The sequence below is a fragment of the Collinsella tanakaei genome, assembly GCF_021531055.1.
GTDB lineage: Bacteria > Actinomycetota > Coriobacteriia > Coriobacteriales > Coriobacteriaceae > Collinsella > Collinsella tanakaei_B.
This window is the reverse complement of sequence record NZ_JADYTL010000008.1, coordinates 49,445-62,579: the sequence shown is the minus strand read 5'-3', so window position 1 is coordinate 62,579 and position 13,135 is coordinate 49,445. Positions and strand designations below refer to the sequence as shown.

The window sequence follows — 13,135 nt, the reverse complement described above, 5'->3', positions numbered from 1 at the left end:
GCTGTAGCCATGGGTGTGGGTCAAATAAGGTGCATGCTTAACCTTAGACTGTCCGTGCGCAGGGCCTGAGCTTGCATATTCGTAAGCGGGTTGTTCATGAGATAATTCGATGGTCCAGATAGCTGATGCAAGCTTGTTCGTTTTCGTCGCTTGACGCGCGGGTGGTCTAGTTCGCTCATGTGAAGGATGGGGCGCATATGAAGATGACGCGGGAGCTCCGAACGGCGCTCGATAGATTGAATGACGAGCAACGGCGGGCGGTCGAGTACTTGGATGGTCCGCTGTTGGTGATAGCCGGCCCCGGTACGGGCAAGACGCAGCTTCTGAGCCTGAGGGCGGCCAACATCCTCATCAAGCGCGACGCCGCTCCCAAGAACATCCTCTGCCTCACGTATACCGAGGCTGGCGCCGATGCCATGCGCTCCCGCCTGATCGAGCTTATCGGCAGAGACGCGTACGGCATTCAGGTGAGCACCTTCCACGGGTTTGCCAGCAGCATCCGTGTGGCTCATCCGGAAAGCTTTCCCCGTCCCGCCTCCGACCAGCTCGTCACGAACCTTCGACAAGCGGAGGTCATGGACGAACTGCTCAAGACGCTGCCGTTTGGGTCTCCGCTCTCAAGCATCGGTAGGGGCGGCGTTGCGCACTTCTCGCGGGAGATGCTCGCCTTTGTCTCAAAGGTCAAGCGCAGCGGTATTTCCTACGAGACGCTTTCCAAGATTGCCGAGCAGAACATCCATGCCGTGGATTGGCTTGAGCAAAACTCCTCGCTTTGCGACATCGCCGCTATGACGGCGAGCGTGCGCGTCGCGGAGCGCTTTGAGGCAGAGATCGAGCGTGCCTGCGGGGATGCTCCTGACGAGCTCAAGCGTCCCGTAGTCATCACTCCTGGAATCTACGTGCCCTTTACCACAAGTCTGCGCAACACCGTGCGACGTACCGAGCTCGTGGACGAGAACGGGAAGACCACGGGCTACACAAGCGTCCGGAAGACGTTCTTCGAGGGAAGCAACAGAGAGGGGAGGCGCCTCCGCATTCGGAAGGAGAGCGAGCGGCTTCTTGCTGCCTGCTCGGTTGCCCAGCGCTACCAGGAAATCCTCGACAGCCAGCACCTCTACGACTTTGACGACATGATCGCCGACTTTGTAAAGGCAGTCGAGGAAGACGACAACCTGCGTCAGGAGCTTCAGGACACCTATACCTATATCCAGGTGGACGAGTTTCAGGACACCAACGGCGCTCAGATGAGAATCGTCGAGCTCCTCTGCGAGGGCCTCGCGTGCCCCAACGTCATGGCGGTGGGCGATGACGACCAGGCTATCATGCGCTTCCAGGGCGCGACCATCGAGTGCATCAACCAGTTCGTCGATCGCTACTACCCGCAGAGTGTCGTGCTCATGACCAACTACCGCTCCACTCCGGACATCGTCGAACTTGGCCAGCGGGTGGCGGTGCAGGTTGAGCGCCGTCTCGCCGCAAGCGAGGACAAAGCGATTCGGGCCAACTGCCCCCGGGGAGACCAGACCGAGTTCTCCGAGACCGTCTTTCAGAGTAAGGCGGAGGAGTATGCCGCCCTGGCGCGTGACATCCGCGAGCGCTTCGATGGCGGCTACCTCAATACCTGCGATGATCCCGATAAGGCGATCGCGGTGATCTCGCCCAAGCATGCCGTTCTGAAGGCGCTCATCCCGTATCTTGTTGCGGAGGATGTGCCCTTCTCGTACCGTCAGACGCAGGACCTCTTTGCATCCGAGCGCATGCAGACCATGCTCGCACTGGTCCGCTGTGTCTGCGCGCTCTCGCAGGGGCGGACGCAGGTTGCCGCGAGCTGTCTGCCCCAGATCGTGTGCGCGCCCGAGCTGGGTGGCGACCACCCGAGCTCGGTGCGCTTTGCCCTCAACGCGCGCAGGGAGCACCACGGCGACTGGCTGCTCGCCATGGAGCACACGCAAAACGAGCGCATCCGTGGCCTATACGAAAGCCTCATGACTTGGGCAGCGGAAGCACCGAGCTCACCGGTGCGTGAGCTGCTTTTCAGGATGGCAGCGCGCCCGATGGCGTACTACCGACGCCTGGGCGAGAAGGACCCGCTTGCGGCAGCGGAGTTCAACGCCGGCATGCGGGCCCTGCTCGACTTTGTGGAGGGAGAGCTCGCGCAGGCAGGCGGGCTTGGCCGGACGCTCCGCTTGCCCGACGTTGAGGCTCTGCTCGAATCGGCCCAGAAGTACGGCGTGACCATCGAAGCGAGCGTCAGCCTCGATGCCCCCGGAGCTGTGCGGCTGACGTCTGCTCACAGCTCCAAGGGCCTTGAGTTCGATTGCGTCTATCTTGTCGACGCCGATGACGCTACCTGGCACAAGGGGGCCAACAGAGGGAGCCTCTACCCCTCCAACCTGCTTATTGGTGACGAGAAGGACGAGGATGATGCACGGCGCCTTCTCTTCGTAGCCCTGACGCGCGCGAAGCGCCATCTGGAGCTCTATCGCGCCGCCGGGTCAACCGTGCGTGAGCTCTCAGGCGTGGTCGAGGCTCGCGAGGTCGACCCGGATCCTCACGCCCTTGACGTGGCAATCGCAACCGAGTGGCACGACAGCTACCGGCTGGACACGCCCGAGCTCGTTGCCCTGCTTGACGCCAACAAGGATGTGAAGCATCTCTCGGCCTCTGCCCTCAATGGCTTTGTCTGCTACAAGGAAGGTTGCGCGAACAGTCTTTCGTTCCCCGAGCGCCAGGTCTTGCGGTTGCCTGAGGCTCCTCAGATCCAGCTTGAGTTCGGCAACATCGTGCACGCGATGATGGAGGACATAGTAAATCGGGTCATGGTACCAAAGGGAGCCTCACTGGACGAGGTCATGGCAACTCATCGCCAGAGGGTCCGCTGGATGGACTTCCCCGCCGCGGACGTCTCTCGCTACGAGCAGCGCTTCGAGCGAATCTGTACGAGCTTTGTACCCTGGCTCCTTGAGAACGCAAGGGGCTATAGGAGGGTCACGGAAGCCAAGCTGTCTGCTCCAACCGCTGCAGGAACCCTGCTCTTTGGCTACCTTGACCTGCTGCTCATTGATGATGCCGCAAGGACGGTGCGCATCGTCGACTACAAGACCGGTTTTAGCTACAAGGTCTCCGATGATTATGAGCGCCAGTTGAGGTTCTACAAGCTGCTCGTGGAGTCCTCGCCCCAGTTCGAGGGCTACGAGGTCGTCTCCATGGGCGACTTCTACGTGGAGCCCGAGAAGGACACCGGCGAACTTCATCCTCCGCTCTCCGTTACGGCGTCGGACGAGGAGGTGCGCACCCTTGAAAGGCTCGCTGACGTCGTGTGGGCGCGCATCCAGGCGGGGCAGTGGGACACGAGCGCCTTCGAGCAAAGCGAGCTCTACGAGCTTGCGCTGGCCCAACAGGAGGATGAGCGTTCCAAGACGGACAAGGCTCGCGTCATGCAGCGGGCGTACGAGGCGTGGCTGGTTCAGTCTGTCTCCTGACCAACCACGCCTTGGCAATCATCTGAGAAGGTTGAGAAGCTCGAGCGGTAACATGGCATAACACAGCTCGTCTGACTGCGTCTCGTACATGCGGCGGACCTCCTTGAGCTGGGCCTTCCTGCGCTTAGCTTCGAGCTCCTCACGCACCTGGGCGTGCAACGCCTCGCACTCCTGTAGGCAGCGCTTGAGGTCGATCTCCCCACGGAAAAAGCGACTCAGCGGCTCAAGCTTCCGTTCAAAGCCTTCGAGCTCTCCGTCGCACGGCTCCAGCGAGAGAAGGTCTTGAAAGAAGTTGTGGAACCGCACGACGCCGCTCTTCTCGTCAACCGTGTGCCCGCGGACCAGCATGTCCCTGTGGTCGCTGTGTCCCTTCCGGAGCCTGAGAATCTTCGCATCGTCATCCCGTGTCGGGTCGAGCGTCGCATCCTGATTCAGGGTAAAGCGGCGCTCGTCACAGTAGATGCCGGAGCGGCGCACAAGAATGTCGCCCCGTTTGAACGGAAGCGGAAAGTTGAACCACATCTCCTGAAAACCAAGCCAAAATATGTGATGCTCCTCTTGGGTCAGAGGGCACGTGTTCTCGTAGACAAAGGCAATGGGCTCCAGATTCGGCGAGACCAGTACGCTCACGTCGCGGTCGCAGCTCCAATCGTTGAAGTCGTCGGCAAAGCGCCGCTTAGTGATGAAGAACCGGTCGTAGTCGAGCCCCCAGTCCTTATCGTTGATACAGTCGCGCAACTCGCGGATCGCCCTCTCGAATGACGGGTGCAAGTATGCGTCGTACCTATTGCTGATCCTGCGCTTTTGGAAGAACCAACAACACGCCTCTCCAGGCTCCGACGAGCGAAGGTCGTTTAGGAGCTGCTCTTGGGCTCGCATGTATGTCTCAAGGAACGCATGGAGGTTCTCACCTTTGAGATGCGACATGTGCCTAGGGAAGATGACGTCCGGTGTGGTCTCGATGAGGTTGCGCCATGCGGCGTGCTTCTCGGCAATCGTGCGATTGCGGCTGTACCAGATGATAAAAGACGCTTCGATGGGAGATGGGTTCCAACCGATTTTCTCCCAGTGGGTGCGAATAGCGGGGGAGTCGACAAAGTCGAGGACGTCGAGGGGCTGTACGCCCTCTGCAAAAGTTGCCGGGTTGAACGGATCCATGTCTGCTCCTTTGTACGGGGGCTTCCTGACTACATCTCAGGGTATGGATTAGCATGAGTCGTTTCTGTCCCATAGCCCTCAGTAGCTTTCTATTTGGAGTTCATTTAACTTGCGGGAAGGACGGGCGATGAGCGACGTAGACGCCGGGAAGGGCTTCGGCTACATCGAGGACGCAGACGAGTTCATGGACGAGTATGCGGACGTTTTCGAGGAGCTTGCTAGATGACGGGGCCGTTCTCCAGAGAGATTGCCTTTGCCCTGCATAGGCGTGCTATCGAACGGTTTGGTGGCTCGATGGGCCTGAGGGATGCAGGCTTGCTTGACGCAGCGCTCGCACAACCCTGGCAGACCTTCGGCGGCGTCGGGCTCTACCCGACCCCAGAGGAGAAGATCGCACGCCTTTGTTTTGAGATCGTGACCCAGCATCCGTTCACTGATGGCAACAAGCGTGCCGGTGCGCTTCTTCTTGGCGTGCTTCTTCGTAGGGAAGGGCATGCATTCAGGCCCGCCGCGAGAGATCTTCTCGACACCATCTTGGGTGTCGCCTCCGGGTCAAAGGGCTATCGGGAGTTGCTCGGTTTTGTACGGCAAGAGACAGGTGAAAGGTGAACTTATGGCTGATGCGGGAAGCCATCACGGCGCTGCGCACATGACGGTGGAAAACGGTGTCAAACAGTACCATTGGGACACCGAGAGCCTCATGAGCGTCGTTGACCTTCGAGCGCCGACGCTCGTTCGCGGCACGTTCAAGGGAAGAGCCTACTGGTTTGGCTATGAGTTCAAGCCAGACGCGCGCCCATCGGACCGTCGGGCGTTTCTTGAGGACATCAAGGGATTGGGGCAGAACGTCATCCCAGAGGGTTATCTCAGGAAGTTCATCAACGCGCCGCTTGCTCTCCTGAACGAGCAAGTAAACCTAGCGACGATCGACTTCTTCGTGTATCCCGTTTCGGGGCGAAGCCCACTCGTAAATAAGATGGTCGAGCAGATTGACGAATGGACATCGCATGAGATCGAGGGCGTCTCTCTGGAGCTTGTGAAGCAACCGCCTTCGGAGGTTGGTTTTGATTGGGAGAAGTTCGACCGGCGGTACGCGTTCAAGAGCGATCACGGCTTTGACAGCAGGTATCACCAGATGAGGTGCTACATAAGGAGAGTGCTTCTTCCGTCGATCCGCGCAGGGGAGTACTTCTCGCTATCAAAGGCGGTCAAGACGAAGTATCGCCCCTACATCATGAACTTCCTCGGGTTCAACAAAGAGCAGGTTATACAGTACGAGAAGCTGCGCGACATGCATGGCGCCAGCGTGTTGGTGGTCGATGACGTCAACACGTCCGGCTCGACGCTGAACGAGATTCTCCGCATGCTCGGCAAGCTTAACCCGAGCCTCGAGGTGTACGTGTTCACGCTGGTTGGCAGGCCAGAGATTGGCTGATCGAACGTGACGGACTGAAGTGATATGGGTAAGTTTGAGGACATAAGGAAGAGCGCTCGCGAAGATGCAGAAAGCGCTCGTTGGAAGTATCTGCGCAAGTTCTGTGGCGAATTCTTTGACTCTCGCCGGCACTCGCCTCTGTCGCAATACCTATATGCGATCTTTCCAGACGTCAAAGATTGGAGATACTGCATTCCAATTCCCGAGACCATCCAAGAAGAGCTGTCGGCTGGAGGCGTGCTTAAAATAAGAAAGCATGTCAAGCCGGCAGCATTCTCAGAGAGCTTGCGAATCATTGTTGAGGTTGATGACATCAGCCACTACACAAAGCCGTTTAAGATTGTTAAGGATGAAGAGCAGGATGCGCTATTCAGGCACCTGCACATCGATACGGTTAGGATTCCGTATTGGATTCAGCTGTCCGAGGCAAACATCGACTTCCTTTTCTCTGAACTGAAGTTCTCTGATGCCAGGGTGCATATGGAGCGAGAAATGTGTAAGCTCAAGCATTCGTTCTTCGATAGCGGGAAGATGGATTTTGGGCTGAGTATTTCGCCTGCGGCAATGTGTTCGCTGGGTTTCAAGAGGTTTTGCGATGAAGTGGTGAGGTATCCGGCGGAGACACAGCGGATTCTCCGAGATGACCTCTCTCTTGTTTCCGATGCATGCATGGAAAGGTTTGGAATCGAGGCTGCGATGAAGGACTCAAATCCTTTGTTTACTGAGTAATCAAGGCGAGTGACGTATGACGCTAGAGGAGTCGCATTTTGATGAGAGCATCTATGGCTCATGTCGCGCTGCTCTGGGTATACTATTCACATGAAAAGATACATGTGAATAGGAGGCATCAGATGAGCCAGATTACCGTCCCTCTCGACACCATGGTTCCCATCAGCAAGTTCAGCAGGGGAGGAGCCAGCGCCGAGTTTGCGAAGGTCGCCGACGGTGTCCCCGTCACCGTGCTGAAGAACAGCGAGCCGACGTACTTCATCATCAGCGTTCACGATTACCGCGAGTTCTGCGAGGCGGAGAAGCGTCTGGCGAACCTCGAGGCGCGCTATGAGGCGGAACATGGGATAGGCGAGAAGTTCGAGAGTGTCGAAGACCTCATGGCGGATCTCAATGATTAAGTCCATCCTCCGTACCCCGCGCTTCAAGCGCGACTACAAGGCGCTGGTCAAGAAGCATTACAACATGAGCCTCTTCGAGGCAGCGGTACAGACGCTTGTCGCCCAAGATGCGGATGCGCTGAGAACCCGATACCGCGATCACGCACTCAAGGGTGAGTGGAACGGGTATCGAGAGTTACACATCTCGGGCGATTGGCTTTTGATTTACCGCATCAACGAGGATGAGCTTCAGCTCGTACTCACTCGAACGGGCTCGCATGACGAGCTGCTCAGGTGAGAGTCGCTAAGGAAATAGAATCCAGAATCAGCTCAGGAGAAATAGAGGGTCTATGAGTGCGAATGGAACAATTTTGGTCAGCAAACTATTTGCAGGCGGATATTTAAATGAAGGCGAAAACGTCGGTCATGAAGCGATTAACTATCTTCCTGCATTTAATGGCAAAAAATATCTGTTTATACCAAATGGGAGTGACATTTCCCGCTACAAGGAGATAGATGCAGTGCTATTTGTCCGCTATCTCGGGAAGTGGGGGTATGAGGTGCTTGCCTGTGCAAAAGGCCCTATCCTTCCCATTCCTCTTGCCGATAATATTGAAGCTGGAGATATTACATTCGGAGATTTGTTCAGCAGGAACACCTATCGAAGCGAAGCTGACAAATCACTAGGCCGCATCTGGGTTGTTGACGAAGATAACTATTTCGTTCCAAAAAAGGAAGAATTTACTCTTCCTAGGAAAGTTGATAACCATGAGCTTGTTCAAAGAGTGCGTCGATATTATTCGAAATCCAATCTCGAAACTGGTTTAGCGTCTTGTCAGAATAACTGGTATGAAACGCTTCGCTCCATAATCGAAAACGAGGATAACTGGGAGAAGCCGCAATATGAATCGATGCTTCCTGTAGGCAATGCTAAGGGAGGCGACGAGCTGTTAACGCGAAAATCGTTTCTTGAAGTGATTCACAAGGAGTACGACGAGTTGGTGTTCTCTAATCTGCTTGCACATTACTTTCGTTTCACGGGAGTAGTTGACCAGTTTGCCAAAGAAGTACTTGGACCTAGCATCTCGCAAGATGGAGGAGAGTGGGTAGTAAGGAGAGAGTACAAGCATATCGATTTATGGCTCGAAAACAGTACAAATATCATTGTTATTGAAAATAAAATACGATCCGGAATAAACGGATTGAGTGCTGATGGTTCAAAGTCACAGCTCGATAACTATATAAAAATAGTAGAGAATGAGTCTAAAGAACATCCGAAGAATGCTGGCTTTTTCCTGTTTGTTCCCGACTATGAAAAAACTACTATTTCAGAGCACGTGAGCGGGACGAAGTATACCTTGATCCCATACAGCAAGTTACTTACTTTCTTTAAAGAGCACCGCGATCTCTGTGATGATGAGTTCGTTGATGAATTCCTCATTGGTCTCGAGAGGCACGCGTGTAAGTCGCTCTCCGCCCTGAATTGGTATGTGATGAAGCGGAGAATAGCACGACTGCATAAAGAAAGAGAATAGTGCTGCGGCGGAGAATTGATTCACAGCACGATGGCTCCTACTCCAGTTCCTTTTCTAATTCATACGCCTCCGCAGCCGCATGTAGTTGCCGGCCAATCTCGTCCGCCAGGTGCTGCGGCGACAGCACCACCACGTCCGGGGCGTTGCTGCGGCCAAAGCGGACCATGGCGCTCTCGTTCACGTAGGCCTCGACGTCCACGTGGTCGTCCGTCTCGTTGAAGAAGCGCACGCCGTCGCCAAAGATGTCGACGATGTCGCCTGCCATGCGACGCACGATCCTAAACGTCACGCGCGCGGTGCCGCCGGCGTACATGTGGATGTGCTCGCGCATGTACTTGCCGAGGTCGAGGTTCTTGCCGCCAGCCTTGCCAAGGGAGCTGAACGGCTTGCCGCGCTCGTCAAGGATCTCCAGGTCCATGATGCGGTCGATCCGGTAGTTGGTGATGTCGTCGTACTTGTCGTAGTTGCAGATGAGGTAGTACTTTCCCTCGTTGACGGCCATCTGGTAGGGCGTGCACACGTAGACGCGCTCGGTTCCGTCGGGGCGGCAGCGCGGGTGCGCCTTCTTGTCCGTGCCGATGGAGAGGTACTTGAAGGAGACCTTCCGCTTGCGACTGATGGCCTCGTCGAGCAGCTCGATGGTATAGAAGAGCTGCTTGTTGTCCGTGCGGTCCTTGGGCATGGCGTTCACGTGCGTCATGTGCGACTTGAAGTACTTGCTGGAAAGATTCTCAAGCTTATCGATGAGGCCGCGCCGTTGGGCGGGGGAGATATGCCGCGAGAAGATAAGGCCGTCGATGAGCAGGCGAAGTTCCGCATCGGTAAAGTCGTGCTCAAGATAGTAATCGGTCACGATATTCGCGGTGCGCTCCTCGCCCGTCTTGGAATTGCGCGTTGTACGTGGCACCTCGCGGTAGCCAATCGGGTACCCATCGTCGATGAGATCGGCTATGTTGCGCGCGATGGCCTTGCGGTCTGCTTTCATGCCGAAGTCGCGCTCGAGCAGATCGATAACATCTCGCTGGCTCAGCCGATGATCGGCATCCGAGTGCTTGCGCAGCACCTCGAGGATATCGAGGATGAGCATCTTCTTGGGCTGCTTAGGGTTCATGCGACGCAACCTCTCTAGAGCGATACCGTTACGCCGCATTATAGCTTTCCTCGTACGCCGCCGAATCACGGGAGCTCCGGTGCCTACGCCTTGAAGTTGTAGATCGGCTTGATGATCGCCTCGATGTCCACGGAATCCGCGATGGGGCCGATGATGTCGTCGATGGATTTGTACGCCATGGGCGCCTCGTCGAGTGTGCCCTCACGCACTGAGGTGGTGTAGATGCCCTCCATGGCGGCTTTGAAGTCCTCCATGTTCAGCCGCCGTTTTGCCTCGGTGCGCGAGAACAGACGTCCCGCACCGTGCGGCGCGGACCAGTTCCAGTCCGCATTGCCGCGCCCCGTGGCGATGATGCTGCCATCGCGCATGTTGATGGGGATGAGCACGCGCTCGCCCTTGTGTGCGGCAATAGCGCCCTTGCGCAGGATGCGCTCGGACGTATCGATGTAGTTGTGTGTGGTGTGGAACGACTCGCCCGGCGTGATTCCTGCGCACTCGAGCACCACGCGCGCGATGAGCTCACGGTTGCGTCGCGCGAACTGCTGGCAGAGTTCCATGTCGTGCAGGTAGTCGTCGAGCCATTCGCCGTAGAGCCAGCAGAGTTCCGCCGGTGCGGTGAGCTCCTTCGCCTCGAACGAGCGGTTCAGCTCTTTGAGCGCTGGTTGGATTTCGCTGCGGCGACCTTCTGCCTTGTAGCGCACGATCAACGCTTCGCGCTGCTTGAAGAGCTCGCCTTTGCCGCGGTTGAGGTCGATGGCGATGTTTTGGTACAGCGTGGCGACTTGCGTTCCGAGGTTTCGGCTGCCGGAATGCACGACGAGGAACTGCTCGCCATCTGGTGCTCGGTCGATTTCGATGAAGTGGTTGCCGCCGCCGAGTGTACCCAAGGCTCGACCCAAGCGCTTTGCGTCCTTGAGTGACCGGTAGCAGCGAAAGTCGGTAAGAGGGAAGCGCTCCTGGCGCCCGTCCCAGATGTTCCTGCCCGATGGCACGAAATGACACGCTTCATCGATGCGCGCGAGGTCAAGTTGTTCGCGTCCCAGGCTCACCGTGTACATGCCGCAGCCAATGTCCACGCCCACCAAGTTGGGAACCACCTTGTCGACGATGGTCATGGTGGTGCCGATGGTGCAGCCTGCGCCTGGATGCGCGTCGGGCATGATGGCGATACGCGAGCCGCGCACGAATTCTTGATCGCACATGGTGCGGATCTGCTCGATGGCGGCATCTTCTATCTGCGTGGCGTAGCAGGTGGCGGTGGCGTTCGCTCCCTTGATTCCGAACATCTCGCCTCCATTTCTTGGCATGTCGTTTAGGTCGTTACGCCTCATCTTACTCAGCTGATGGGACGAATTTTACCCATGTTCTTCCATAAGCTACGCCTATCAGATGCACGCATGTTGCGAAAGACGCTCCGAAAGGGGCTTTATAAGCATGAGGCCTTACCTCGGGGATGTGGATATCGAGTTGCTTGGGCGCATGCTGGGCGTGTGCGGCGAAGTCGGAGTTTGGAAAGGATGCCGATGATTCAGATAGAGGGCGCCCATGCGGCGGCGACTGTGTATACCGTAAGCGGTGACGCGCATGTCATCGACGACCATGCACGTGCGCAAATCCAGATGATATGCGATACAGAAGCGTGCTCCGGCTCGAGGATTCGCATCATGCCCGATGTGCATGCGGGCAAGGTGGGGCCGATCGGGCTCACGATGACCGTAGGAGATAGGGTGCTGCCCGCGCTTGTGGGCAACGACATCGGCTGCGGGATTTCCGCCGTCGAGGTTAAGGTTAAGCGAGGTATCGATTTCGCAAGGCTCGATAAGGTCGTGCGCGAAAACGTGCGTCTGTTGCCCGGCAATTCGCGGAGAGAGGGCGCCGATACAGAGATTTTGGAAACGAAAGAGCTGCTTGAGGGTCTATGTTGCCGCGAACATGTGCAAGTTAAGCGCGTACTTCGCGCTGTGGGGACGCTTGGCGGCGGCAATCACTTTGTCGAACTGAATCGCGGGCAGGACGGCAGGGTCTTTCTTGTGGTCCACAGTGGAAGTCGCATTTTGGGTACGCAGGTCTACGATTGGTACATGCTGGCGGGACGGGTGAAGCTCTTCGCCGCGGGCGTACAAGTGCCGCGAGAGATGGTCTGGCTTGAAGGCGATCTGCTCGACGAGTATCTGGCCGACATGCGCCTTGTGTGTCGCTTCGCCGAGCCGAGCCGTCGTGCCATGTTACGACGGATTATGAGGGGTATGAAGTGGAAGGCGGCGCCTCAGGCGAATGGCTCGACGACGATAACGTGCGCCCATAATTTCATTGGAAGCGACGGTATCTTGCGCAAGGGCGCCATTTCTGCGCGCTCGGGAGAAACCGTACTTATACCTGCGAACATGCGCGATGGCATCATTCTGGGCGTGGGGCGCGGTAACGAGGCATGGAACTACTCCGCCCCTCATGGTGCGGGGCGCATTCTCAAGCGGAGCGATGCGGCAGATTGCCATACGCTTTCTGAATTCAAGCGCGAGATGCGTGGTATTTGGAGTAGCACGATGTCCGCCGAAACACTCGACGAAGCTCCCTTTGCATATCGAGAGCTTGGACAGATCCGTAGCGCTATTGGGGAAACGGTAGATGTTATCGATACCTTAAAGCCGATGTACAACTACAGGATGTGACGGGATGAAGCATGATTCTTCAATTAACGTCAGGAATTGGCGGGCCGCTTGAGTGTGCTTATGCGGTTGGTGGCGTGTTCCAGGCTCTGCAAGCGAAGTTTCCAGATATAGAGGTTGTCGACGCGCACCCTGCCCGCCACGAAGACTGTTTTACGTCGATAACGTTTTCTTCCAAGCAGGATCTTTCTGCGTTTTGCGGCACGATCCTTTGGGTGTGCGAGAGCCCGTTTCGGCCAAACCATAGGCGCAAGAATTGGTTCATTGGTTGCAGTGCCCTTCCCGAGGTCGAAAAGCCCGAGATCATAGTCGATTCCAAGGATGTACGTTTCGAGCGCTTTCACTCTGGAGGGCCGGGCGGGCAGAACGTCAATAAGGTTGAGACAGGGGTGCGTCTTATTCACGAGCCGAGTGGGATCACGGTAACGTGCACGAGCGAGCGCACGCAGGGCGCGAACCGGCGGGAGGCCATGCACCGCCTTGCACCGCTTTTGCAAGCTCGTATGGATGAGGCGTCTGCTCGACAGCGCGATGCTGCATGGCGTGCGCACGCCGACCTCGAGCGCGGCAATCCCGTACGCGTGTACCGCGGAATGGATTTCGCACTGGATAGCAGATGATGTAATAAAACCCCTGGGG

General features: G+C 56.9%; 12 protein-coding genes. 9 read left to right on the top strand and 3 right to left on the bottom strand.

Annotated features, from left to right (window positions below):
* The first annotated feature begins 197 nt into the window (after positions 1-197).
* Complete coding sequence (locus I6E04_RS08365) at positions 198-3,482, top strand: ATP-dependent DNA helicase (RefSeq protein WP_235422738.1); 3,285 nt, start codon at positions 198-200, stop codon at positions 3,480-3,482.
* A gap of 18 nt (positions 3,483-3,500) precedes the next feature.
* Here I6E04_RS08365 and I6E04_RS08360 read toward each other — a convergent pair whose 3' ends face one another.
* Positions 3,501-4,640 carry a hypothetical protein gene (locus I6E04_RS08360; RefSeq protein WP_235422737.1) on the bottom strand — a complete coding sequence of 380 codons (1,140 nt, stop codon included), beginning with the start codon at positions 4,638-4,640 and terminating at the stop codon, positions 3,501-3,503.
* 222 nt (positions 4,641-4,862) lie between these two features.
* Here I6E04_RS08360 and I6E04_RS08355 point away from each other — a divergent pair, with 222 nt between their 5' ends.
* The 6 genes from I6E04_RS08355 (at position 4,863) to I6E04_RS08330 (ending at position 8,719) form a co-directional block, all read left to right on the top strand.
* The gene (locus I6E04_RS08355; RefSeq protein ID WP_235422736.1) at positions 4,863-5,249 is read left to right on the top strand and encodes a type II toxin-antitoxin system death-on-curing family toxin; all 387 of its coding nucleotides are present in this window, start codon (positions 4,863-4,865) and stop codon (positions 5,247-5,249) included.
* Positions 5,250-5,253: 4 nt separating this feature from the next.
* Positions 5,254-6,075: a phosphoribosyltransferase gene (locus tag I6E04_RS08350; RefSeq protein ID WP_235422735.1), complete on the top strand. Its 822-nt coding sequence runs from the start codon at positions 5,254-5,256 to the stop codon at positions 6,073-6,075.
* A gap of 24 nt (positions 6,076-6,099) precedes the next feature.
* Entirely contained in the window at positions 6,100-6,804 is a 705-nt protein-coding gene (locus I6E04_RS08345) for a hypothetical protein (RefSeq protein ID WP_235422734.1), read from the top strand.
* 122 nt (positions 6,805-6,926) lie between these two features.
* Positions 6,927-7,205, top strand: coding sequence for a hypothetical protein (locus I6E04_RS08340; RefSeq protein ID WP_204813539.1), 279 nt, complete (start codon positions 6,927-6,929; stop codon positions 7,203-7,205).
* Positions 7,198-7,482, top strand: coding sequence for a type II toxin-antitoxin system RelE/ParE family toxin (locus I6E04_RS08335; RefSeq protein ID WP_235422733.1), 285 nt, complete (start codon positions 7,198-7,200; stop codon positions 7,480-7,482). Before I6E04_RS08340 ends, I6E04_RS08335 begins: the two co-directional genes overlap by 8 nt.
* A 52-nt stretch (positions 7,483-7,534) precedes the next feature.
* Entirely contained in the window at positions 7,535-8,719 is a 1,185-nt protein-coding gene (locus tag I6E04_RS08330) for a PD-(D/E)XK nuclease family protein (protein WP_235422732.1), read from the top strand.
* A 37-nt stretch (positions 8,720-8,756) separates the two neighbouring features.
* On the opposite strand, the gene I6E04_RS08325 is transcribed toward I6E04_RS08330, so the two are convergent.
* Both I6E04_RS08325 and I6E04_RS08320 read right to left on the bottom strand, forming a co-directional pair.
* Positions 8,757-9,830 carry a helix-turn-helix transcriptional regulator gene (locus I6E04_RS08325; protein ID WP_235422731.1) on the bottom strand — a complete coding sequence of 358 codons (1,074 nt, stop codon included), beginning with the start codon at positions 9,828-9,830 and terminating at the stop codon, positions 8,757-8,759.
* A gap of 83 nt (positions 9,831-9,913) precedes the next feature.
* Complete coding sequence (locus I6E04_RS08320) at positions 9,914-11,116, bottom strand: RtcB family protein (RefSeq protein ID WP_235422730.1); 1,203 nt, start codon at positions 11,114-11,116, stop codon at positions 9,914-9,916.
* 237 nt (positions 11,117-11,353) lie between these two features.
* Here I6E04_RS08320 and I6E04_RS08315 point away from each other — a divergent pair, with 237 nt between their 5' ends.
* Positions 11,354-12,499 carry an RtcB family protein gene (locus I6E04_RS08315; RefSeq protein WP_235422729.1) on the top strand — a complete coding sequence of 382 codons (1,146 nt, stop codon included), beginning with the start codon at positions 11,354-11,356 and terminating at the stop codon, positions 12,497-12,499.
* Positions 12,500-12,510: 11 nt separating this feature from the next.
* Positions 12,511-13,116 carry a peptide chain release factor H gene (prfH, locus tag I6E04_RS08310; protein ID WP_235422728.1) on the top strand — a complete coding sequence of 202 codons (606 nt, stop codon included), beginning with the start codon at positions 12,511-12,513 and terminating at the stop codon, positions 13,114-13,116.
* Positions 13,117-13,135 lie beyond the last annotated feature (19 nt).

Excerpts from the sequence above, each read along its gene's own strand:
- I6E04_RS08345 (WP_235422734.1), top strand. The coding sequence starts at position 6,100 with ATGGGTAAGTTTGAGGACATAAGGAAGAGCGCTCGCGAAGATGCAGAA.
- I6E04_RS08330 (WP_235422732.1), top strand. The coding sequence starts at position 7,535 with ATGAGTGCGAATGGAACAATTTTGGTCAGCAAACTATTTGCAGGCGGA.
- I6E04_RS08350 (WP_235422735.1), top strand. The coding sequence starts at position 5,254 with ATGGCTGATGCGGGAAGCCATCACGGCGCTGCGCACATGACGGTGGAA.
- I6E04_RS08320 (WP_235422730.1), bottom strand. The coding sequence starts at position 11,116 with ATGTTCGGAATCAAGGGAGCGAACGCCACCGCCACCTGCTACGCCACG.
- I6E04_RS08325 (WP_235422731.1), bottom strand. The coding sequence starts at position 9,830 with ATGAACCCTAAGCAGCCCAAGAAGATGCTCATCCTCGATATCCTCGAG.
- I6E04_RS08315 (WP_235422729.1), top strand. The coding sequence starts at position 11,354 with ATGATTCAGATAGAGGGCGCCCATGCGGCGGCGACTGTGTATACCGTA.
- I6E04_RS08360 (WP_235422737.1), bottom strand. The coding sequence starts at position 4,640 with ATGGATCCGTTCAACCCGGCAACTTTTGCAGAGGGCGTACAGCCCCTC.
- I6E04_RS08335 (WP_235422733.1), top strand. The coding sequence starts at position 7,198 with ATGATTAAGTCCATCCTCCGTACCCCGCGCTTCAAGCGCGACTACAAG.
- I6E04_RS08365 (WP_235422738.1), top strand. The coding sequence starts at position 198 with ATGAAGATGACGCGGGAGCTCCGAACGGCGCTCGATAGATTGAATGAC.
- I6E04_RS08340 (WP_204813539.1), top strand. The coding sequence starts at position 6,927 with ATGAGCCAGATTACCGTCCCTCTCGACACCATGGTTCCCATCAGCAAG.
- I6E04_RS08355 (WP_235422736.1), top strand. The coding sequence starts at position 4,863 with ATGACGGGGCCGTTCTCCAGAGAGATTGCCTTTGCCCTGCATAGGCGT.
- prfH (WP_235422728.1), top strand. The coding sequence starts at position 12,511 with ATGATTCTTCAATTAACGTCAGGAATTGGCGGGCCGCTTGAGTGTGCT.